A 23,475-nucleotide genomic window follows, 5' to 3' on the forward strand; every position below is an offset into this window, starting at 1 on the left:
TCCTTATTCTTCAGTAGAAATAATAGGCTATGCAACCTCAGCCAGATTAGCTCAGGGCTGCAGCGTTGGCTTCGATCGTTAGCTCTAATTCCTGACCCAGTTCGAGCGCAAGCTGTTCTGCTTTGGCATAAGCATCAGCGACAGACTGACGATGTCGATCATCTGCAAATTCCTGATATTCAGAGGCAATTTCATAAATTTTGTCGACCCCCAAATATTTGCTGACGGTGTGCAGATGGGGCACCAGATGGCTCATCTGTGCTCTGATTCCACCTTGTTCAAAACCAAACTCACCACTTGAGGTGATAATCAGCAAGGTTTTACCAGACAAGGTTGGCTGTAAAGGAAAATCACCCCGTGCAAGATCAAAATCAAAGGTCTTGTTTACCCGGGCAATTTGGTCAAACCAGGCTTTGAGTTGAGCTGGCATGCCATAGTTGTACATCGGTGAGGAAATAATGATGAGGTCAGCAGCGACAATTTCAGCAATCAACTGATCAGAGAGCTTGAGTATGTCATGTTGTTGTGCCGTTCTATTTTGTTCTGGAGTAAATGCAGCTCCCATCCATTGCTGGGTAATAAAAGGCGGTGGATTGATACCGACATCACGATAGATATATTCATCTATGGCATATCGTGTTTTCCAGGTCTGGATAAAGTGATGGGCAATATTCTTTGAAATGGAATTATGGTTCGGGTTGGGATTACTGGCCGCACGGATACTGGCATCGATATGTAAAATGGTACTCATGTGATCGGACTCTACTGCGTTCAAGATGACACCATTCTGGAATGATACAGAGCGCTAGACAAACGAATAAATCACAGCTATAGATGATTTTAAGTCATCTATTATTTCTATAGGAGCGTGGCATGCAAGTTTCTTTACAGGCATTAAAAGCATTTGAGTCAGCCGCGCGTTTAGGTAGCTTTAAACTGGCCGCTGAGGAACTTTCACTGACACCGACAGCGATTTCACATCATGTTGCCAAGCTTGAGCATCGGTTAAGCGTTGATTTATTCCATCGCGAAGTCAGAAAAATTGTACTCACCGAAGTCGGTGCAAAATTCGCGAAGCAGATTTCAGAGGGATTTAGAAGCATTGAGGAGGCAGTAGAGCAGATCAGTCTGGCAAGTCATGTGGTGAACGTGACCACGACTTCATCTTTAGCGGCTCTGCTTTTAATACCAGCCCTGCATGAATTTTCTTTGATTCACCCTGAGATTTCTGTAGAAGTTTCAACAGGGGAGAGCTTGGACAATCAAGTTTATTATTTGCCTGTACGTTTGGGCAATATTGCGTCAGTACCTGCCTCCGAGATTATACGCTACGAAACATTTAATCTGTTCGGCCGAGCACAGCTTGATCTGCTTACTGCTGGCGATGAACCGATGCTGATTTTTACCACAACGTGGAAAAACAAGGCATTGGCTGCGCCCCCTTTGGAGGAGTGGTGTGCGCTAAATGGCATAGCGTCTTCAAATATTATCGTGAAAACTTTTGATCAGGAGCTGTTTGGTATTCAGGAAGCACTGGCTGGCAATGGATTTGTGTTTGCCTCTACCACCTTAGTGAGCCGATTGCTGAAACTGAACCAGCTGCAGGAATACCAGACCAAACCCATCCAGTCCGAACTATGTTATTACATCCCGAATAAAGCAAAAGTGAGCAATCGTAACACTCGCGATCTGATGGAGTGGCTGGAACAAAAATTAAATGAATGATTTCGGTTCAACCTCCATATTTGATGATTGCTCATCAATGAGTGCGCTTAAACCCGTCACAGTCTGAATTCAAGGCAAGAAAGTTTCTTGTAAATAACTCCACAACATTTTGCCATCAATTTCTTCAATCAATGCACAAGAACGGCGGATCAGAATGCCTGAATCTTTGGTATGTTTTTCGGTGTAGGTGAGTACGATCGCATCAGGTTTTTGCATCAGGATCTGTTCATCATAGATTTCAATCTGGATATCTGGCATCTTGCCCTGATTGTTGGCAAATAGACCTTTCACTTGTTCGAAAGAAATACGTTTACCGGCCGCACCGACCATTTCAAAATGATCAGCAAAATAGTCAATCAGTAGGGGAAGGTCTTGTTCTGAGTGTTTGCCGCTAAAAATTTTTTCGATCAAGACGTGCATGCTATGAATGCTTTCGATTGCCTGTTCTTTGTTAAGCGCCATGTTCATTTCCATTGAAAATTGATTATTTCATGTTATTTTAAAACAAAAATAAATGTAAAATTCAATATCATTTTAAAATAAATTTAGATTCCCTCTCTTGGGGCTGACTCTACATTTAACCTTTTTCTTTAAAGAACAGCTATTTTTTCAGTCGCTTAGCAGTATTTGAACTGGTTTTAAATCCTGATTTTACCTTCAAATGAACAATATTGCGTGCTGAATAGGTAAAAAAGGTATAACTTTATACCTGAAATATTATGGAAAATTCCATGTAAAAATAATAATTATAGGAGGGAGAAATTAACCTTATTGAAGCTGAGCCAGAAAAGGAGATGAATTCTGGTGATTACACCCTTCAATAAGCAGACACATGAGAACAATGACATGGACAAGGAAGCAAAATGGATACGCACTCAACCGAGCCAGCACGTGCTCACTCAAATCTATACGCCTGGTATGTGGTACTACTGTGCATGCTGGCCTATATCTTTTCATTTATCGACCGGCAAATACTGGCGCTGATGATCGAGCCGATCAAGGCCGATCTGGGTCTTTCCGATACCCAGTTCAGTCTACTCCATGGTTTGGCCTTTTCATTGTTTTATGCCTTTATGGGCTTGCCGCTGGCCTATCTGGCGGACCGGTTTTCACGTCCAAAAATTATTGCCATCGGGGTGGTGTTCTGGAGTATTGCGACCGCATTTTGTGGTCTGAGCAAGAATTTTATCCAGCTTTTTTTAAGTCGTATGGGCGTGGGTGTCGGCGAGGCTGCTTTGTCACCCGCAGCTTATTCGATGTTTAGTGATATGTTTAGCAAGGACAAGCTGGGCCGTGCGGTAGCGGTGTATTCGATCGGTTCCTTTGTCGGTGGCGGTATTGCTTTTCTGGTCGGTGGCTATGTGATTGGCTTGCTGAAAAATATGGACAGCATCATAGTTCCGGTATTTGGTGCACTCAAGGCTTGGCAAGCAGCCTTTATTATTGTGGGGCTGCCTGGGGTATTTATCGGTTTACTGGTGTTGTTGACGGTGAGAGAGCCGCAGCGTAAAGGCCAGCGTTTAAATGCGCAGGGGCAGGTTGAAAAGACCAGCATGAAAGATGCATTTAAGTTTATCAAAAAGCATGGGCGTACCTTCAAATGCCATTATTTAGGTTTTACCTTCTATGCAATGGCCTTGTATTGCCTGATCAGCTGGTCACCCGCATTTTATATGCGTAAGTTTGGATTAACCCCGACTGAAGCGGGTTATATGCTCGGCAGTGTGTTACTGGTGGCCAATATTCTAGGCGTATTCTGTGCGGGTTGGCTGAATGACTGGTTTATTCAGAAGGGGCGTAAGGATGCACCGATGATCACTGGTGTGATTGGGATTGTCGGTTTAGTGATTCCAATCATGGTGTTTACGCAAGTGAATGAGTTATGGCTATCGGTGGTGTTTCTGGTACCTGCAATGTTCTTTGCTTCATTCCCGATGCCGATTTCTACCACAGCCATGCAAATGCTGGCGCCAAACCAGTTACGTGCACAAATCTCGGCAGTATTCTTGTTGATCAGTAATCTGGTTGCGGTCGGCATTGGTACCACATTGGTGGCATTGATTACCGATAAAGTGTTTGAAAATCCATTGATGGTTGGAACGTCCTTGTCGATTGTCGGTACGATTTCTTGTGTATTGGCCTTTATTTTATTGAAAAAAGGCTGTCAGGCATTTAGCGACAGTATGCAGCAGGAACATGCTTCTTGAGCTGACCCGAGTGCAAGCATAAAGCCCATTCTTTTGTAATGGGCTTTGTGCTTTGCTGGCGAAACCCATAACAAGGGAGTGAAGTGATGCACGCGACATTTAAACTGGATCATTTGCATTATCTGGACGAGTTTTTATTATTTCAGTCCAGTGATTATAAAACCATTAAAGATCAAATCAGTCATTATCTCTGCCCGCATCGTTTTGATGTTGAGACCCAACAGCCGCTGAATACGCGCCTGAATGGTTTTAGCTTTGGTCATGCGGCACTGTATGATCTGAAATATAGTGCACCGGTCGTCATCTGTATTGATGACAGTTCGAGTTTTTACCTGTTCAGGATCACCCTGGAAGGGCAATGTCAGGTCGGGGGCGCAAATCAGCAACTGCTACAATCTGCAGGCATTATGTCGGTGACTCATCCGCATACCCGACAGCAGATTGTGACCAATCAGCATTGCCGCAATATTATTTTAAAATTACCCCAACAGGAGGTCGAAACCCAGCTGTTTAAAATGCTGGGCCATACTTGTCAGGCGCCCGTCTGCTTCGATAGTGGTCTATCCTGTACCGCAGAAGGGATGAGTGCCATTATTGAAACACTAAATTATCTCTGTCATGCTTATTACAATATTCAGAACTGGAGCTTTATCTCAGCCAGTTTTACCCAATACCTGATCGAGCTGATTTTGCTTAAAATCCCCAATAATTATAGTGAGCAGCTGAATGCACAGCGTCAGCAGCTTGTGCCAGGTTATATCAAAAAAGCGCAGCAGTATATTCAGGACAATCTGCATCAAGCGATTTCATTGGCAACGTTGAGCCAATATTGTGAGGTGTCGATCCGCAGTCTACAAAAGGGCTTTAGTCAATATTTACAGCAGACACCCGTTGAATATATCCGTGAGCAACGATTGGAACGGATACATTTGGCTTTGCAGCAGGCACAGACAGATGAAACCGTCACCGATATTTTACTGGATCATGGCATCCAAAGTTTTGGGCATTTTTCTACCTTGTATAAAAAGCGCTTCGGCTGTCTGCCTTCACATACCTTAAAAATGAATCCTGTACAACTCAGTGAAATGCGGTCGTAAATGGAATAATCACTGCGCATTTGGATAAGCCGGTTTATGCTGACCGTTCTATGCTGAATGACAAATCAATCAGCAGGAACGCACATGAAAATTACAGTACTCGGTGGTGGACACGGATGTTATGCCGCAGCAGCAGAGATGGCAGAAAAAGGCCACGAGGTGGTGCTATGGCGCCGTGACCGTGAGGCTTTGCAACAGCTGGCAGCAACCGGTGAACTCAAGATTAAAGATTATCAGGGCGATCGTAGCGTCACGGCCGGTTTTGAGCAGAGTCAGATTAAACTGACCGATGATTTACAACACGCCATCCAGCATGCCGAGCTGATTATTATTCCTTTACCCGCAACCACACATCTGGATTTGGCTCAGCAGGCCGCGCCGTTCTTTCAAACAGGACAGGTGGTGTATTTACCGCCTGCAACCTTTGGTAGTTTTATTTTTGCCAAAGCCATGCGTGAGGCAGGTAACACGGCTCAAGTGGCCTTTGCCGAAACCGGCACCTTACCGTATCTGGTACGTAAGCATGGCGTCAATCAGATCGTGGTGAGTGGCTATGCAACCCGTTTACCAACGGGGGTATTCCCAAGCAGCTTGTCCGAGCATGCATTTCAAATTTTGAAACAGGCCTATCCAAGTGTTGAGCCGATCGAAGACAGTCTCAGCGGTGCCTTGATGAATGCCGGGCCGATTATTCATCCACCGTTGATTTTGATGAACGCGGGGCCACTGGAACATTTTGAGGCTTGGGATATTCATAATGAAGGGACACAACCGTCGATTCGCCGTGTCACCAATCAGCTCGATGCCGAACGTATGCAAGTGCGGGAAGCACTTGGCTATGCTGCACCGCATTTTCCGCTGGCCGATCACTACAATAAAGCGGGTGAAGGCGATGAATGGATGTATGGCCGTGGCGCGCATGGAAAATTGACCGATAGTGGGGACTGGCGTGAGGACATTGACTTACAGACACACCGTTACATGCTGGAAGATACGCGTCTGGGGCTATCCTTTCTGGTTTCAGTGGGACGTTGGGCGGGTGTCGCGACACCTGTAGCAGAAGGGCTACTGAATATTGCGTCTGCGGTTACAGGCAAGGATTTGTATCAGGACGGACGGACGTTTGAGAATCTGGGACTCGCCGATAAAAGCAAGGCTGAGTTGCAAGCGACTTTGCAGCAAGGAGTCTGATATGACATCGATTCAACAGGTTGCCGTACTCGGCGCTGGGCGAATGGGCAAAGCCATTGCAATTGCCTTTGCCTATGCGGGACTCAAAGTAACTTTAATCGATGCCCGACAACGTTCGGAGTCTGAGTTTGCTCAATATCAGACCCAGATCCAAACCGACTTAAAACAAGAATTGCAGTTGCTGGAAAGTATCCAGTTTATTCAATCTAAACAAACCGTATTTATTCTGGATCAGATTAAGATTTTAAGTCGCACCGCTGCAATATCAGTCTTAGCCCACTGTGATCTGGTTATGGAAGCCGTACCCGAGCTCAGGCAAGCTAAAGAAGATATTTTTACTTGGCTGGATCAATATATTACCCCCACCTGTATTGTCGCTTCGACCACGTCAACCTTTCTGGTCACGGATATTGCGCAGATGATTTCTCATCCAGAACGTGTGGTGAATGCACACTGGCTCAATCCTGCCTATCTGATTCCACTGGTTGAGTTAAGTCGTTCTGAGCAAACTTCTGATAGGGTCGTTACACAACTGAAAAGCTTTCTACAGCTGATCGGTAAAGTACCTGTGGTGTGTCATGCCAAAGCAGGCTATATCGTGCCACGGATTCAGGCCTTAGCCATGAACGAAGCGGCGCGGATGGTGGAAGAAGGCGTGGCTTCGGCAGAAGATATCGATATCGCCATTCGGACCGGATTTGGTTTGCGTTTTTCTGTATTGGGCTTGCTGGAGTTTATTGACTGGGGAGGTGGCGATATTCTGTATTACGCTTCCCAATATCTGGAAAAAGAGCTTGGTGAACGTTATCGCACGCCAGAAATTATTGCCGAGAACATGCGACAGCAACGCAATGGTCTACGTGAACAGCAAGGCTTTTATGATTATCAGCAGGTCGATATTGCGGCCTATAAACAACAGGTTTTACATACTTTTGTAGACCGGATTGCCGCAAATCAGCTGAAACCACCGTTTAATATTTTAAATCCGTAGTCGGCCTGGTTTGAACTTTTGCCCATCTCTGTAGCGACATGGGCTTTTGTTGTTGCCTTAACTTGAAGGCATCAGATCAAACAGCTTTTTTAATTGACCGTTGAGCTGGTGCAATTCAGCATCGTCAAACGCATTTAGAATCCCGGAGAGGGTGACCTGACTGATCTGGTTAATTTGTTCAACCATTTCTTTTCCTTTATCGGTCAGTTTCACCATCGAAATCCGTTCATCTGACTCAGATGAAAAGACTTGCACAATACCGTCTTCTACCAGTCGGTAAACGGCTTTGGTTGCCGTGGTCAGCTTGAGGGTAGAGAGGTTGGCAATCTCGGTAATACTGGCTTGTTCAAGTGCATTGGTACTTAAAATGATTTTACGACGGGTATTGTCAATTCCTAGTTTTTTAATTGATTTTTCAATAAGTTGTGTGTATTTACCATTCACCTGCGAGATCCAGAAAAAAGGATAGCTTTGTAAGCTGCTCGGTTCATTGTTGGGTAGAAATTGTTCTAAATGCGTAAGCATAGCCAAGTCATTACTTTTATAAAAATGGACATTCAGTATTATACAAAAATTAGAAACATTTTCTTGATTCTTCGTATCGAAAAATACTTGACAATTACATTACTTTTTCCGATATTTGTATTAAGTATAAAAATACATGGAAAAGTGAATGAATATTATTGTACAAGAGGTACAAAAAGGTGCAGGCGCTTTGAAAGTGATGGTTAAGGATTCCATTGATATTCAAGGCATGAAGACCATGGCAGGCAGTCAAGCTTTAATGCAAAGCCAAGCAGCACCCGCCAATGCCGAAGTAGTGGATCGTATTCTGGCTGCAGATTGTCAAATTACCGCGAAAACCAATCTGCACGAACTGGCGTTTGGCATCACAGGGATTAACCATACCTTTGGTACGGCGATTAACCCGAAATATCCTGAACTGATTCCGGGCGGTTCTTCGAGTGGCTCTGCGGCAGCGATTGCGGCTGGTCTGGCAGATTTCACCTTAGGTACAGATACCGGTGGCTCCATTCGTATGCCAGCAGCGTGTTGCGGTGTGTATGGTTTAAAACCCACCTTTGGCCGTGTCAGCCGTGCTGGCGTACATCCTGCAAGCAGTTCACTAGATTGTGTTGGCCCTTTTGCAAACTCAGTCGAAATGCTTGAAAGCGCCATGCAAATCATTGATCCCACCTTTCATGCACAGGCTGAATTAGTACAGGCACCAAAACTGGCGTGGCTCAATGTCGCTGCTGATTCAGCCGTGATTGAGACGATCCAGCAATATCTGACCCAAGCCAATTTGACAGTGTCAACTGTAACGCTGGAAGGCTTTGCAGCGGCCTTCGATGCGGGCATGCAGATCATTAATTATGAAAACTGGCAGGCTTACGGTGAGTTGACCCAAACAGGCTTGCTCGGTGCAGACGTCAATGGGCGTTTATTGAAAGCCGCCGATACCACTTTGACCCAGGTCAAACAGGCGGAGCAGGTGAGAGCAGATTTTACCGCCGAACTTGATGCCTTACTGGCTCAATACGATGCCTTGATTTTACCGACTTTACCGCAGCTGCCACCTAAGCTGGCTGATGCTGAAAATACCGTGGCTTTTTTAAATCTCACCGCTTTGGTTCGACCATTTAACCTGTCTGGACATCCTGCGATTTCAGTACCGCTGCAAACAGAACAAGGTCAGCCCGTGGGGTTGCAGATCGTGGCAAAACGCAATGCCGATGAATATTTGTGTGCGCTTGCGAAATATATCGTCAGCGCTGCGCAATAAATCACAAGGAATAAGGGAATGAATCATTTAGCGACAAAGGAATTTGTAATGGATAGCAATACAACGCAATTAGATGCCTTATGTCAGGAAATTCGTGAACGTGCCTGTAGCGGAGAGTTTGATAATCAGGCCTATGTCAGTCAGGACATCATCGAGAAACTCAAACAGATTGGCGTTTACCGTGCTTTGGTTCCAAAACGTTTTGGCGGCAATGAATGGTCACCCAAACAGTTTTGTGAATTGATTGAACAATTGTCCAAGGCCGATGGCTCCGTCGGTTGGGTCGCAAGTTTTGGTATGAGTCCTGCTTATTTGGGCAGTTTGCCAGAAGCAACGCTTGAGCAGCTGTATAAAGATAGTCCTGATATTGTGTTTGCAGGTGGCATTTTCCCTCCACAACCCGCTGAAATTACCGATGCAGGCGTGGTGGTGAGTGGACGCTGGAAATTTTCCAGTGGCTGTATGGGTGCGGATATTGTCGGGGTCGGGATTTCTCCACAAAAGGACAATGAAGCACAAGGTTTACCGCGTATGGCGGTGATGCCAGCCAATAAAGCACAAATCGATATGACGTGGGATACTGTTGGCCTAAAAGGTACAGGTAGCCATGATCTGGTGGTGAAAGATGTGCTGGTGGCGAAGGAATGGACCTTTGTCCGTGGCGAACCTTCAAAACTGTCTGAGCCATTTTTTAAATATCCCTCTTTATCTTTAGCCACTCAGGTCTTAACCGTAGTCGGGATTGGTGTGGCAGCCGCAGCGATCGAAGAATTTCAAAAACTGGCACCCGGTAAATCTTCAATTACTGGCGGTGCGGAAATTGCCAGCCGACCTGTAACCCAATATGAATTTGCCCAAGCTGAAGCCGAGTTTAAGGCAGCGCGCGTCTGGTTCTACGACACCATGCAAATCGTCTGGAATGAAGTCGTCGCAGGACGTACCCCAAGCGCAGAACAGATCAGTGATATGCGTTTGTCCTGTACCCATGTGGCCCGTGTCTGTGCCCGTGTCACCCGCAAAATCCAGATGCTGGCAGGCATGACCGCCATTTATACCCATAACCCATTTAGCCGCTTTGTCAACGACACCAATGTGGTGACCCAGCATGCCTTTATGGGCGATGCCACTTTGCAAAATGCAGGTCTGGTCAGCTTCGGTATGAAGCCAGCACCCGGTTATTTATAAGCCGGACTGAATTAAAGAGAGTGATGGCAAGGATGAATGAGATGAATACGCAAGTGGATTTAACGGTTTTGTTACAACGCCTACAACAGCTTGAAGCCCAAAATGCGATTCGTAACTGCATCAATCGTTATATGGAAATTTGTGATGCCTTGAATGCCGATACCGACCTGAATGAATTGATGGATTTATTTGATCAGGACAGCATTTGGGAAGGTATAGGCGAAAAATATGCGCAGTCTTTTGGTCGTTACGCTTCATGGCAAACCATTTATGACATGTTCAAAAGCTATACCCAACAGCAGTCGCATTTTGTCATGAATGCGCATTTTGTTAGCTCAGAGCAAATCTATATAGAAGCAGATCAGGCCAATGCCAGCTGGTTGATGTTGCAAACCTCAACCTTCCGTGATGGGCGTAGCCATTTAAATGCCGCCAAACTCACGGTGCAATTTAAACAGCAACGCGATGATCGCTGGAAGATTAAACATTTTCAGACTGAAAACATTTTTAGTCGCCCCGTATCTCACTGGGACAGTACAGCCGCATTGCCAGTACCGTCGCAGCAATAAACAATGGATAGACCGAAAAGGATCGTGGATATGAACAGCAATATTATTCCAATGCAGAATATTGAGATGGATTACAGTAGCTTGGTGCAAAGTGATCGTGCGCATACCTCGTTATACAAAGATGAACGTATCTTTGAAGATGAGATGGAAAAGATTTATTACAGCACTTGGGTCTGGGTCGCACATGCCAGCGAGATTCCTGATGCAGGCAGCTATAAAACCATCAATATTGGCAAGCAACCTGTGGTGGTGGTGCGTGATCGTAAGAAAAAAGTGCATGTCTTACTAAACCGTTGTCGCCATCGTGCTGCAACGGTCTGTGAACATAAAAAAGGCAAAACCAATAGTTTTGTCTGTCCATATCATGGCTGGAGCTATGCACTGGATGGTTCATTACGTGGCGTACCTTCTCCTGAAAGTTATGGCGAATGTCTGGATAAATCAGAGTTTCCATTGATCAGCCTACGGGTTGAAGAATACAACGGCATGATTTTCGCCACCTTTAAACAGGATATTGAACCTTTAGAAAATTTCCTCGGCGCTGCGAAAAAATGGATCGACTTATTCATGAAACAAGGTGCAGGTTATCCGATCAAGGTGTTAGGTGAGCATCGTTTCCGTTTCCCGGGCAACTGGAAAATCCAGCTGGAAAATACCACCGATGCTTATCATTTCCCATTGGTACACAAGTCATTCCTCAGTTCAGTCGATGAAAAAACTGAAGAATTGTTTAACTTTGAAAATCAGCCCGGCTATGTCGAAGACCTCGGCAATGGTCACAGTGTGATGGTGATGATTCCTGAACTGGTTGATCTGGATGAAGAATTAATGGAACGTCCGATTCAGGAACGTTTTGAAGACCTGGCTCAAGCCTTGCGTGATGAAGGACATGAGGAACTGGAAGTGCGCCGTATTGTCCGCGCGGTGGGTGGTTCTGGATTTAACTTGAACATTTTCCCGAATATTGCCTGCTCAATGGCGTTCTTCCGAGTGATGCAACCCATTTCTGTGAATGAAACTGAAATTCACCATTCCGTCATTACCATGGATGGTGGCCCACAAATTGCCAATCAGTATCGTTTACGTCTGCATGAACATTTCCAAGGGCCATTTGGTTTTGGTACACCCGATGATTCAGAAGCATGGGAGCGTGTACAACATGGTGCCAATGCGGGAAATGATTTATGGATCATGCTGAATCGCGGTCTGCCCGGTGAAGTCAAAACTGAAGATGGCTTAAAGAGCGATGTCAGTGCTGAAACAGGGATGCGTGCTGCTTATCAGCAGTGGAAAAAGTTGATGACGGCTTAAGGAGAGCGCCATGAAAATCGATCTAAATTTACTCAATGAAGTGACCGCTTTTATCTGGGCCGAAGCCGATATGCTGGACCATTCTGAACATGATACTTGGCTGGACCTGTGGAATGAAAAAGGCGTGTATATCATTCCGATTGATCCGAAACTGACTGATTATGAAAATAATCTGAACTATGCCTATGACGATCATCACATGCGTAAATTACGCGTTGCCCGTCTGGAAAATGGTGAGGCGATTTCAGCTTCGCCAAAAGCCAATACGGTACGTAGCGTGTCACGCATTCGTATTCTTAAACATGAAGATGGCGAAATCGTCTTACGTTGCGCACAAAACCTGCGTGAGTTCCGCAAAGAAAATCTGAAACATTATACTGCTGACGTGACCTTTCACTTGGTACGTGATACGGAGCAAGGCTTTAAGATCAACCGCAAAATTATCAATTTAGTGAACTCGACCGATAGCTTGGCGGGTATCAGTTACATTCTCTAGGAGCAAAAAATGAAACAGGTTGTTTTAGTCACAGGTGCCGCTTCAGGTTTGGGGAATGTCATTGCCGAATATTTTGCAGCGCAAGGGCATCAGGTGATCCTGTCTGCCAGTACTTTAGAGAAAGCAGAGCAAGCCAAAGCACGTAGTCCGCATGCAGAGAATCTGTTCCCGCTGAAACTGGATATTTCGGTTGAAGCCGATTTTCATGCCGCCGTGCAGTGGATTCAGCAGACATTCTCAAAACTGGATGTGTTAATCAACAATGCCACCATGACCAAGGCAACGCCTGTTTTAGACATTAGCGCGGCGGATTTTGACATGATCACGCAAGTGAATCAGCGTGGCACGTTCCAGTCATGCCAGATCATTGGCAAATATATGGCAGCGCAAGGTTATGGCCGTATCGTCAATATGGCGTCTCTGGCCGGTCAAAATGGTGGTACCGCAACTGGTGCACATTATGCAGCCACCAAAGGTGCCATTATTACCCTGACCAAAATCTTTGCCAAGGAATTTGCAGCCAAAGGGGTGACGGTAAATGCGATTGCGCCGGGGCCAATGGAATCACCGATTGTGCATAGCGTGGTCTCTGACGAAAAAATGGAACAGTTCATCCAGAATATCCCGGTCAAAGCACTCGGCAGCATGGCGTTTATTGCCGAGACCTGTGCTTTATTGGCCAGTCCAAGTGCAGCCTTTGTCACTGGGGCGACATGGGATATTAACGGTGGATTATTTATGCGTTAAGCCTTGGGCGAGATGCATATCAGGGAGAGAAATCATGACGAAACTGTATAACGTGGTGGTAAAAAACCGTCATGTCGAAGGTGGGAATGTTGCAGTGATGGAATTTGAATCTGCAAATTCGAGCCTATTACCCAAAATTGAAGCGGGGGCGCATATTGATGTGCACCTCCCGAATGGCATGGTGCGTCAGTACTCATTGTGCCAGAACCCGAATGATGTCGGTAAGTTCCGACTCGGCATTCTACGTGATCCGGAATCACGTGGTGGTTCAGTCTCGGCCTTTGATGATTTAAAGGATGGCATGCAGATTCAGGTCAGTGAACCGAAAAACCTGTTTCCTTTAGTGAAATCTAAACATGCTGTGTTGGTGGGTGGCGGTATAGGGATTACCCCACTGATTACCATGGCTTATCAGTTGGCACAGGAAGGCACTTCTTTTGAACTGCATTACTGCGGTGCAAGTCCAGAACGCTGTGCTTTTGTCGATGAAATTAAACATGGCATCTTGGCGCCTTTCACGACCTTTCATTTTAAATCGGAAGGGGCCAGCCACCGTGAGTTTTTCCAATCCGCTATTCGAGACATTGATAAAGACAGCCATATCTATACCTGTGGCCCGAATGGTTTTATGGACTGGGTCATCAATTTGGCCCTGACACAGAACTTCCCTGAGCAGCAAATCCATAAGGAATATTTTCAGGTTGAGGTTGAAACCGGCGGCGATGCCTTTGAAGTGGTGGCACAGCAAAGTGGCAAGATCATTCTGGTCAATGCTGAAGAAACCATTTTGCAGGCCTTGGCACGTGAAGGTATCGAGATTGAAATGTCATGTGAACAAGGTGTGTGTGGCACCTGTATGTGTGATGTGATCGAAGGTGAACCTGATCATCGTGACGTGTATTTTACCGATGAAGAAAAAGCCAGTAACGAGCAGATATTGGTGTGTTGTTCACGTTCTAAGTCAGCACGATTGGTACTGGATATTTAAGCGATTTAATCAGGATAAATCTGTAGCAAATATTGGCCAGAAACAGGATAAAAGATTCAGGAGAGAATAATGAATTCACTAAAATCAATGGATGAAATCACAATAGATCCAATGCGATTCAGACGTGCTTTGGGGAATTTTGCCACAGGTGTCACCATCATGACCGCGCAAAATGAACAAGGTGAAAAGGTGGGCGTAACTGCCAATAGTTTTAATTCAGTGTCTTTAGATCCACCGCTAATTTTATGGAGTATTGATAAAAACTCATCTAGTTTCCCGGTATTTGAACAGGCTTCACATTTTGCCGTGAATATTCTATCGGGCTCGCAGATCGAGTTATCCAATAAATTTTCACGCCGTAATATCGATAAATATGAAGGCACCAGTTATCAGACTGGGGCAGGTCAGGCGCCGATTCTGGACCACTGTTCTGCGGTGTTTGAATGTGAGCGCCATCAGATTATTGAAGGCGGTGATCACTGGATTATTATCGGCAAAGTGGTGCGTTTCCGTGATGAAGGGCGTAGTCCATTGGTCTATCACCAAGGTGCTTACTCTGGTGTAATTCCTCATCCCTTACTTCAGTTAAAAGACACAGTGGAAGCAGAGGATATCGGTGAAATGCATCAGGGCCATTTATATAGCAATGTCTGCTATCTGATGAGCCGTGCGTTCAAGTTCTATCAGACCGATTATATTCCCAAGCAACTGGTAACGGGATTCCGTACCAGCGAAGCACGTTTACTGTTGGTGCTGGGTAGTGGAACTGCGTCGAATAAGGCAGATTTGCCACGTGATATTGCCATGCCGATGCGTGAAGTGGAGCAAGCTGCATCGATTTTGCAAAAGGATGGTTTGCTGATTGAAAGCGACGGATTTTTTAAACTGACCGAAAAAGGCAAGAAAACCGCCCATTATCTGTTTGATATTGCAGATAGCCATCAAAATGAGGTGTTTGAAAAATACTCAGATGAGCAAAAAGATATTTTTATTACCATGCTCAGGGATTTTGCTGGTGTAGCATAAGCAGGATGAGGCTGATAAGTTGAACTGATTTATCAGCTTTCTGATATCAATTCTCTAAGCAATCAATAAAAAGAATGTGCAAGGACGTATATTTGACAGAAAAATTTAACGTGTGAATACCGTGGCAACAAGGACGTGAGCGGATGAACCAATATGTAAGTGATGCACTGTTAAGCTGGACGCATCATATTAAAAATGTATGCGGCAATTTTGAAACGGATTTTGATGGTACCCGTAATTTATTCATTGGTGAGGTGCAGTGTTTTTTATTGGGCGATACCGAGATTGCTTTCATTAAAAATAACGCCAATAAAATTGTCCGAAAGGCGGATGAAGTTGATCGGGTCAATAATCGCTTCTGTTTTTTGATTTTGCAGAATTCGGGCAAAATGTTGCTCGAGTATAAAAATGAAACCTTAAACCTGAATGAGGGTGATATTGTTTTACTTGATCCTGTTGAAACCATTTCGATGTTTCCACAGGGGTTGGTCAGTCAAATTTCGGTGCATCTGTCGCGGGAAAAGTTACTGAATGAGCATATTAGTTCGGAATATTTTGGTAAGTTGATCACCCAAAATATGAGCGGGTTTTTACTCAAGAATATTCTGAAAAATATGTCGCCTGAAAATATTAAGCTCTGGTATGCGAGTGAAGATGGCAATGCCTTTGAAGATGCGCTGATTGCCCTAATCAAGCCGACTATTAATTATAAAAATATGAGTCATGCCGATAATCTTTTAGAAAAAGCTGAGCGCTATATTATTGAGAATTTAGCTAAACCTGATCTTTCTCCCAAGCTCATTGCCGCACATATTGGTGTGTCGCTACGGCATCTTTATCGATTATTTGTGCAGGAAAACCTATCGATTAATAAATATATACAGCTCAAACGTTTGGAAAGAGTCAAAACAGATCTGCTGGATAAAAAGAATAAACAAAGTTCGATTACCCAACTTGCCTTGAAATGGGGCTTTTGGGATGGTGCGCATTTCTCAAAAATCTTTAAAAAAACCTATGGCATCTCTCCGAAAGAATTTAGGGAAACGATGTTGGCTTAAGCATTTTTGATGTCATTTTTAGACAAGTTCGAGGTCATTCCTGAACAAGCTAGACCGATGCAACTGTGTTGAAATTAAATCAATAAGAGAAGGTTGGAACGATCAAAGAAAACCAAAATCGTAGGTTGATCTTACCTGTTTCACACATTGGAAAGTGCATTTTAACGGTCCATAAAAGATCGTTCAGGGATAGACAGAAAAGGATGAAGATGATGCTTAAACAACAGTTATTCAAAGAGATACAAAAAATATTAGCGCTTAACCTATCCATTGCTGCAAGTTTTTGGGGACTCAATACTCAAGCGTTTGCGCATGGTGGGCATGCTGAAATGGTACCGCTTTATCAAAATATGAGTGAGCAGGGCGCCAAAGTCGTTAAAGATGATTTTACCAATAGCTATACCATCAGCAAAGGTTCCATGCAGGTCAGAGCCAAACCTAATTCGGATCAGGTCTTGGTGAATGGGAAACCATTAAAACTAAGTGTCCCGTTACTCATTAAAGATGGCAAACCTATTATTGGTAAAGACTTTTTCAATGAAGTGTTTCAGTCGGGTTTAGATCAAACTTTTAAAGTTGAAAATACCTTTCATCCTCTCAATAGCCTCAATACAGATGAAATCAAAAAGACCTTTGATGTGATTAATCGCTCAAAGTATGCCTATAAAAATATGCGTTTTGCCGAGTTAAAACTGAAAGAGCCAGAAAAGGCTAAAGTCTGGGATTTCTTTATCAATCATAAAGAATATAAAGATGACCGTGTGGCATCGTTCATTTTATTGAAAGGCAATCAGGCGATTGAAGGTGAAGTGAATCTGAATACACAGCAAGTCACGACATGGAATGTCCTTAAAGATACGCACGGCATGGTGTTACTGGATAACTTCGAGACCGTACAACGTGTGATTGAAGCAAGCCAAGAATATCAGGACGCTTTACGGAAACGTGGCATCACCGATGTCAAGAAAGTGATTACCAATCCATTAACCGTTGGCTATTTTGGCGGTAAAGATGGCTTGGATAAACAGCTGAATGTTTTAAAAGTGGTGTCTTATCTCGATACAGGAGATGGCAATTATTGGGCACACCCGATTGAAAATCTGGTTGCTGTGGTGGATCTGGATAAAGAAAAAATTATTAAAATCGAAGAAGGGGCAATGATTCCTGTGCCAATGGTAGATCGTCCTTATGCCACCAAAAATACCAAAGCACCGAAAATTAAGCCGCTCAATATAAGTGAGCCTGAAGGCAAAAACTTTACCATTACAGGACAAACCGTACATTGGGGGAATTGGTGTTTCCATGTCGCACTAGACTCTCGTGTAGGTCTGCAACTTTCAACCGTGACCTATAAGGATAAAGGTGTAAAACGCAAGGTCATGTATGAAGGTAATCTGGGCGGTATGGTGGTTCCTTATGGTGACCCAGATATGGGATGGTACTTTAAATCTTATCTGGATTCAGGTGAGTATGGCATGGGAACCCTAACCTCAAATATTCAATTGGGTACCGATGCACCAGAAAATGCGGTGTTACTGGATGCAGTGATTGCTGACTATAAAGGCCAGCCACAAGTGATTCCAAATGCAATCGCCATCTTTGAGCGCTATGCAGGGCCTGAATATAAACACCAAGAGATTTTTGGTGATCAGGATGCCAGTGAAGCCCGCCGTGAACTCGTGGTTCGCTGGATTAGTACGGTGGGTAATTACGATTATATGTTTGACTGGGTCTTTGCCCAAAATGGCGTGATTGGCATTAATGCGGGTGCGACAGGAATTGAGGCGGTGAAAGGCGTTAAAGCCCGTACCATGCATGACAGTACCGCCAAAGAAGACACTAAATACGGCACTCTGATTGACCATAATATTGTCGGTACTACCCATCAACACATCTATAACTTCCGTTTAGATCTGGATGTCGATGGAGAGAACAACAGCTTTATGCATATGGACCCTGTGGTAAAGGCCAATGATCGAGGTGGTGTGCGTACAAGTACGATGCAAATTGACAGTAAAGTGATTAGCAATGAGCAAAACGCGGCTGAAAAATTTGATCCATCTACCATTCGCTTACTCACCAATTTCAATAAGGAAAATAAATTAGGCAATCCTGTTTCTTACCAATTGATTCCGTTTGCGGGTGGCACTCACCCAGTGGCGAAGGGTGCCAATTTTGCCCCGGATGAATGGCTATTCAAACGCCTCAACTTTATGGATAAACAAATTTGGGTGACGCAGTACAATCCAGATGAACGCTATCCTGAAGGGAAATATTCGAATCGTTCGACTCATGACACAGGCTTAGGTCAATTCATTAGCAACAATGACAATATTGAAAATAAAGACCTTGTAGTATGGATGACTACAGGAACCACCCATGTGGCACGTGCTGAAGAATGGCCGATCATGCCAACAGAGTGGGTTTATACCTTGATCAAACCGTGGAATTTCTTTGATAGTACCCCGACGTTGAATTTGGGTGAAGAAGAGCAAAATACGCAGCACGACCATCACTAAAAGTGCAGATGAGCCAGAAAGGGTAACCTGAGGTTACCCCGAGCTGAGCGTCCAGCAGCCCGCTGACAAAAAAGGAATTTTGTATGAAAACGCTACTTTCTCAAGTTATGAGAGGGACTCTCTTTGTCTCATTTTTTTCAACTGTACATGCAGGTGAGCTAGAAGTTAAACCGACTTTTGAAGCAACTTTTGGGGCTTTTAGTAGTGCTAAAAGCTATAACGGTGAAAACCTTGATGATGAACGAATCAATTGGCAAGAAGGTCATCTTAAATATGGTGCCAAAGGGCAGCAAACACTTCAAAACCATCAGCTCTATGCCAGTTTAAGCGGGATCAGCTCGGCAACCTTTGGGGATGGTGATGCCGGCCAAAACAGTAATGGCAAAGAACGTAAAACAGATCTGAATGAATGGATCATTGGTTTTAAAGACGGTACCAACAAAGATGAGTTGACGACTTATGATTTAAGTATTGGTCGACAAAATATCATGATTGGTGACGGGTTCTTCATTGCGGGTGATGCGTTAAACCTCGGTAAAGCACCTGCGGATGGCAAACTCGATCGGGGTGGTGCCTATTATCTGGCAGCCCGTCGAAGCTTTGATTTTACCAGTTTGCTTCAGTATAAACCGCAAGAAAATACAACTCTAAAGCTGGCTTATTTAAAATCGGACAATAAAGCACAATTTTCACCTGAACTGTTTGTGACTGATCTGATGTTTCAGCTTAAAGATAAGGGCATTGGTTTCACTTACTTAAATGTATTAGACCTTGAAGATACTGAACAGGTTTCAGGGCGTGAAGATCTTAAGAATTATGCTTTACGCTTGAATTATCAACCTTTGCCAGAACTACAAGTTAAAACTGAGTTTGTGGTGCAAGATAAAAAAGAGGGTCATGAAAATGCCGGCTATTTGGCACTGAACTATAATTTTTTATCCTCAAAATATACGCCTTCTTTAGGCTACCGTTTTAGCCATTTTTCCGACCAATATGATCCGATGTTTTATGGTAATACAGTTGGGTTCGGTACCTGGTTTCAGGGCGAAGTTGCTGGAAATTATGCTGGTCCATTCAATAAAAATGCAGATATTCACCAAGTTTCTTACAGTATGAATCTAAAAGAAAATTTTATGCTGGGTGCTTTGGCCTATAAGTTTCAAACCGTAAATAAGTCTTTAGGCAATGTCGATGGGCATGAGCTGGATGTGTTTTCGGTCTGGTCGGTCAATCAAAAATTCAACGTTATTCCTTTAATCGGTCTCTATAAACCGAAACACGATATCCATAGCGGTGGTACTCAAAACTACGATGACAAAACCAATGTGTATGCGCAGTTGATTCTGCAATACATCTATTAAATCAGGGCAAAGCAGAGCATGTTTATTGGCGGTGCATTGATAGAAATAAAATGAGGATGAAATCAGATGAATCAACAATATGACTATATCGTGATTGGTGCTGGCTCGGCAGGTTGTGTGGTTGCAGCACGACTATTAGAAGCCGAGGCAGGGCGTGTTCTTGTATTAGAAGCAGGAAGCCGAGATAGCAGTCTATTCCATACCATCCCTGCCACAGTAGTTAAAGTATTCCAGCAAAAATCATGGCAATACATGACTGTTCCGCAGAAATATTGTAATCATCGTAAAATGATCCTTGCACAAGGAAAAGTGTTGGGAGGTGGAAGCTCGGTTAATGGCATGATCTATTGCCGAGGTCAACGTCAGGATTATGATTTATGGGCCTCGGAATGGGAATGCAATCAGTGGTCGTATCAACATGTGCTGCCTTTTTTTAAGAAAGCAGAAAAAAATGAAAGTCTTGCTGATGAATATCACGGACAAGATGGCATTTTACCTGTCAGTGAAAACCGCTATCGCCATCCTTTAACGCTTGCTTGTATTAAAGCAGCTCAACAAATGGGCATGAATTACGTCAATGATATCAATGGCTGGGATCAGGCGGGTGTAGGGTTTTATCAAACGACCACTCAAAACGGTTCTCGGGCCAGTACCTCAAAAACTTATTTAAAGTCAGTCGAAAACCACCCAGACCTTACGGTTATTACGGATGCATTAGTTCATAAAATTGAAACTCAAGGGGATCAGGTGACTGGGGTGACTTATAGTATTGGCGGAAAATCACCGATTACGGTACAGGCTCAAAAAGAAGTCATTCTGAGTGCTGGTGCCATTGGTAGCCCAAAAGTTTTATTACTTTCTGGCATTGGTCCAAAACAGCATCTAGATGAACTGGGTATCCAATGTATTCAAGACCTACCTGTAGGTGAAAATTTTCACGATCATTTGCATATGTCGGTGAATGCGACAGTAACAACCCATAATAGTCTGCTCGGTGAAGACCAAGGTTTAGCCGCAGTACGACACTTTTTACAGTGGTGTTTCACCCGTTCAGGATTGCTAACCACCAATATTTTAGAGGGTGGTGGCTTTATTGACACCAATCACAATGGTCGACCTGATGTCCAGTTTCATTTTTTACCTGTACTGGATAATTTCGATAATACCCCTGGTGAAAAAGCAGTTGCTCAGGCACATGGCCTGACCATTAAAGTCGGACATGTACAGCCAAAAGCACGTGGGACTTTGCGTTTAAGCAGTAAAGATCCCAAAGATTTACCTATTATTGACCCTAATTATCTAGGTCATCAAGAAGATATTGACGCAAATATCCGTGCCGTACAGGCCGGACTTCGCCTATTACAACAACCGGCATTGAAAGCAATTGTCAAAGAAGTGATTGAGCCTGCAAATATCGATCCTGATGATATTGAAGCGATTGATCGATGGATGCGCCAGAACATTAAAACGGTCTATCACCCCGCGGGTAGCTGCAAAATGGGCAATGCTCCGCAAGATTCGGTCACAGATCAGACCCTTAAAGTACATGGTTTTAAAAACTTACGTGTGGTGGACTGTTCGATTTGCCCGCAAGTTCCTAGCGGTAATACCAACGCAATTGCCATCATGATTGGTGAACGCGGTGCAGACTTTATTTTGAATCAGGTCGCTTAGTTGCTGTCATAACAACATTTTAGAAATGAAAAGAGGAAAAGAACATGAGTGAAGTTCAGATTTTAGCAAGCGTACAGCAATTTATGGCACGTCAACATGGACATTTTATTGATGGAAAATTAGTTGCTGCCGAGCTTTTAGATAAAGTGGATATTGTGAATCCATCAACTGAACAAGTGGTTGCTCAAATTAGTATTGGTAGTCAACACGAGGTAGATAGTGCGGTGAAAAGTGCTGAACATGCTTTTCAACATGCTTGGGCTGAAACAACGCCGTATCAGCGTGGCGTTAAACTGAACAAGCTCGCCGATTTAATTGAGCAATATGGTGAAGAACTTGCACAGCTCGAGTCGTTATCTACTGGAAAACTTATCAATATTTCCCGCCATCTTGAAGTCGCACAATCTGTTATTTTCTTAAGATATTTTGCGGGTTGGGCAACTAAAATTAATGGTCAAACCATGCAGCCCTCTATCCCGTCTATGCAAGGTGAACAATATACGGCCTTTACTTTAAGACAACCGATTGGTGTGGTTGCAGGGATTGTGCCTTGGAATTTTTCACTGATGATTGGTGTCTGGAAAATCGGTTCAGCGTTAACCACGGGTTGTACCATTGTGCTGAAACCAAGTGAGTTTGCCAGCTTATCTTTATTACGTTTAGCCGAACTTGCCATCGAGGCAGGTATTCCAGCCGGTGTGATTAATGTGGTGACAGGTAAGGGGGAGACGGGACAATATTTAATTGAGTCACCCTTGGTTAAGAAAGTCTCATTTACAGGTTCAGTCCCAACAGGTATTGCGATTGGTAAACTTGCGATGAGCAGTGATTTAACCCGTGTCAGTCTGGAATTGGGGGGTAAAAATGCCATAGCCATCTTGGCTGATGCAAATATTGATGAGATTTTACCGACTTTATTGCAAGCAACTTTTGTGCATCAAGGCCAAGTTTGCGCATCCCCAGAGCGGTTTTTTGTACACCATACCAAATACGATGAGTTGGTCGAAAAACTCTCTAAAGCACTCTCTAGTTTCAAAATTGGACCGGCGATGGATGAGGCAAGTATGTTTGGTCCACTTGCTAACCAGCCCCATTTTCATAAAGTAAAACATTATTTAGATCTGGCCAAAGCCAACAAGCAGATTATTGCGGGTGGTGAGGCTCTAGATCAGACAGGGTATTTTGTACAGCCGACTTTAATTTCCTTTAAAAACACCGCTGATCCTTTATTTTCTGAAGAAACTTTTGGTCCAGTGGTGGGGGTGATGCCATTCGACACGGATGAAGAACTTGTTCAACTGATGAATCAGTCGCGTTTTGGCTTAACCGCAAGTATCTGGACCAATGACTTATCTAAAGCTTTGCGGTTAATTCCTAAAATTGAAGCAGGGACTCTATGGGTCAATATGCATACGTTCTTGGATCCATCCGTTCCATTTGGCGGGGTAAAAGCTTCAGGAATTGGCAGAGAGTTTTCAGATGCATTTATTGAAGATTACACCGAATTAAAATCGGTGATGATTCGCTATTAACTGAAAATGAGG

The 23,475-nt window shown here is 44.0% G+C and carries 21 protein-coding genes; 18 read left to right on the forward strand and 3 right to left on the reverse strand.

The features are described 5' to 3' along the window. Positions 1-46: 46 nt before the first annotated feature. Positions 47-751, reverse strand: a complete 705-nt coding sequence (locus MSG93_RS00540; protein WP_324619022.1) for an FMN-dependent NADH-azoreductase — start codon at positions 749-751, stop codon at positions 47-49. Between the two features lie 122 nt (positions 752-873). On the opposite strand from MSG93_RS00540, the gene MSG93_RS00545 reads away from it, so the two are divergent. Next, on the forward strand, positions 874-1,725 hold the full coding sequence (locus MSG93_RS00545) for a LysR family transcriptional regulator (RefSeq protein ID WP_324619024.1): 852 nt from the start codon (positions 874-876) through the stop codon (positions 1,723-1,725). A gap of 69 nt (positions 1,726-1,794) precedes the next feature. Here MSG93_RS00545 and MSG93_RS00550 read toward each other — a convergent pair whose 3' ends face one another. Next, the gene (locus MSG93_RS00550) at positions 1,795-2,187 is read right to left on the reverse strand and encodes a DUF4440 domain-containing protein (protein ID WP_279695080.1); all 393 of its coding nucleotides are present in this window, start codon (positions 2,185-2,187) and stop codon (positions 1,795-1,797) included. A gap of 401 nt (positions 2,188-2,588) precedes the next feature. On the opposite strand from MSG93_RS00550, the gene MSG93_RS00555 reads away from it, so the two are divergent. The 4 genes from MSG93_RS00555 (at position 2,589) to MSG93_RS00570 (ending at position 7,211) form a co-directional block, all read left to right on the forward strand. Beyond that, positions 2,589-3,932, forward strand: coding sequence for a spinster family MFS transporter (locus MSG93_RS00555; protein ID WP_005284157.1), 1,344 nt, complete (start codon positions 2,589-2,591; stop codon positions 3,930-3,932). A gap of 86 nt (positions 3,933-4,018) precedes the next feature. After that, the gene (locus tag MSG93_RS00560) at positions 4,019-5,029 is read left to right on the forward strand and encodes an AraC family transcriptional regulator (protein ID WP_324619028.1); all 1,011 of its coding nucleotides are present in this window, start codon (positions 4,019-4,021) and stop codon (positions 5,027-5,029) included. Positions 5,030-5,113: 84 nt separating this feature from the next. Continuing rightward, on the forward strand, positions 5,114-6,220 hold the full coding sequence (locus MSG93_RS00565) for an NAD/NADP-dependent octopine/nopaline dehydrogenase family protein (protein WP_324619030.1): 1,107 nt from the start codon (positions 5,114-5,116) through the stop codon (positions 6,218-6,220). Between the two features lies 1 nt (position 6,221). Continuing rightward, positions 6,222-7,211, forward strand: a complete 990-nt coding sequence (locus MSG93_RS00570; protein ID WP_324619032.1) for a 3-hydroxybutyryl-CoA dehydrogenase — start codon at positions 6,222-6,224, stop codon at positions 7,209-7,211. A 57-nt stretch (positions 7,212-7,268) separates the two neighbouring features. Here the strand turns inward: MSG93_RS00570 and MSG93_RS00575 are convergent, their stop codons facing one another. Beyond that, entirely contained in the window at positions 7,269-7,736 is a 468-nt protein-coding gene (locus MSG93_RS00575; protein ID WP_032873109.1) for a MarR family winged helix-turn-helix transcriptional regulator, read from the reverse strand. 148 nt (positions 7,737-7,884) lie between these two features. Here MSG93_RS00575 and MSG93_RS00580 point away from each other — a divergent pair, with 148 nt between their 5' ends. From MSG93_RS00580 to MSG93_RS00640, 13 genes are all read left to right on the forward strand, one after another. Then, on the forward strand, positions 7,885-8,997 hold the full coding sequence (locus MSG93_RS00580) for an amidase (RefSeq protein WP_324619035.1): 1,113 nt from the start codon (positions 7,885-7,887) through the stop codon (positions 8,995-8,997). A gap of 18 nt (positions 8,998-9,015) precedes the next feature. After that, positions 9,016-10,182 (forward strand): acyl-CoA dehydrogenase family protein, encoded by a 1,167-nt coding sequence (locus MSG93_RS00585; RefSeq protein ID WP_420714289.1) that lies wholly within the window; start codon positions 9,016-9,018, stop codon positions 10,180-10,182. A 41-nt stretch (positions 10,183-10,223) separates the two neighbouring features. Continuing rightward, complete coding sequence (locus MSG93_RS00590) at positions 10,224-10,751, forward strand: nuclear transport factor 2 family protein (protein WP_324619039.1); 528 nt, start codon at positions 10,224-10,226, stop codon at positions 10,749-10,751. A 30-nt stretch (positions 10,752-10,781) separates the two neighbouring features. Next, positions 10,782-12,062: an aromatic ring-hydroxylating dioxygenase subunit alpha gene (locus MSG93_RS00595; RefSeq protein WP_324619041.1), complete on the forward strand. Its 1,281-nt coding sequence runs from the start codon at positions 10,782-10,784 to the stop codon at positions 12,060-12,062. Positions 12,063-12,072: 10 nt separating this feature from the next. Then, positions 12,073-12,558, forward strand: a complete 486-nt coding sequence (locus tag MSG93_RS00600) for an aromatic-ring-hydroxylating dioxygenase subunit beta (RefSeq protein WP_324619043.1) — start codon at positions 12,073-12,075, stop codon at positions 12,556-12,558. 9 nt (positions 12,559-12,567) lie between these two features. Then, positions 12,568-13,305 carry an SDR family NAD(P)-dependent oxidoreductase gene (locus tag MSG93_RS00605; protein WP_032867720.1) on the forward strand — a complete coding sequence of 246 codons (738 nt, stop codon included), beginning with the start codon at positions 12,568-12,570 and terminating at the stop codon, positions 13,303-13,305. A 34-nt stretch (positions 13,306-13,339) separates the two neighbouring features. Then, on the forward strand, positions 13,340-14,293 hold the full coding sequence (locus MSG93_RS00610; protein ID WP_324619047.1) for a PDR/VanB family oxidoreductase: 954 nt from the start codon (positions 13,340-13,342) through the stop codon (positions 14,291-14,293). A 66-nt stretch (positions 14,294-14,359) separates the two neighbouring features. Continuing rightward, positions 14,360-15,319 (forward strand): p-hydroxyphenylacetate 3-hydroxylase reductase component, encoded by a 960-nt coding sequence (locus MSG93_RS00615; RefSeq protein WP_324620635.1) that lies wholly within the window; start codon positions 14,360-14,362, stop codon positions 15,317-15,319. A gap of 143 nt (positions 15,320-15,462) precedes the next feature. After that, on the forward strand, positions 15,463-16,377 hold the full coding sequence (feaR, locus tag MSG93_RS00620; RefSeq protein ID WP_324619049.1) for a transcriptional regulator FeaR: 915 nt from the start codon (positions 15,463-15,465) through the stop codon (positions 16,375-16,377). Between the two features lie 203 nt (positions 16,378-16,580). Beyond that, positions 16,581-18,896: a primary-amine oxidase gene (tynA, locus tag MSG93_RS00625; protein ID WP_324619051.1), complete on the forward strand. Its 2,316-nt coding sequence runs from the start codon at positions 16,581-16,583 to the stop codon at positions 18,894-18,896. A gap of 83 nt (positions 18,897-18,979) precedes the next feature. Beyond that, positions 18,980-20,257: a hypothetical protein gene (locus MSG93_RS00630; protein ID WP_324619053.1), complete on the forward strand. Its 1,278-nt coding sequence runs from the start codon at positions 18,980-18,982 to the stop codon at positions 20,255-20,257. A gap of 66 nt (positions 20,258-20,323) precedes the next feature. Beyond that, positions 20,324-21,931 (forward strand): GMC family oxidoreductase, encoded by a 1,608-nt coding sequence (locus MSG93_RS00635; protein ID WP_324619055.1) that lies wholly within the window; start codon positions 20,324-20,326, stop codon positions 21,929-21,931. A gap of 44 nt (positions 21,932-21,975) precedes the next feature. Continuing rightward, positions 21,976-23,463 (forward strand): NAD-dependent phenylacetaldehyde dehydrogenase, encoded by a 1,488-nt coding sequence (locus MSG93_RS00640; protein WP_324619057.1) that lies wholly within the window; start codon positions 21,976-21,978, stop codon positions 23,461-23,463. Positions 23,464-23,475: the final 12 nt, after the last annotated feature.

The sequence above is a fragment of the Acinetobacter sp. IK40 genome (assembly GCF_035615075.1).
GTDB lineage: Bacteria > Pseudomonadota > Gammaproteobacteria > Pseudomonadales > Moraxellaceae > Acinetobacter > Acinetobacter courvalinii.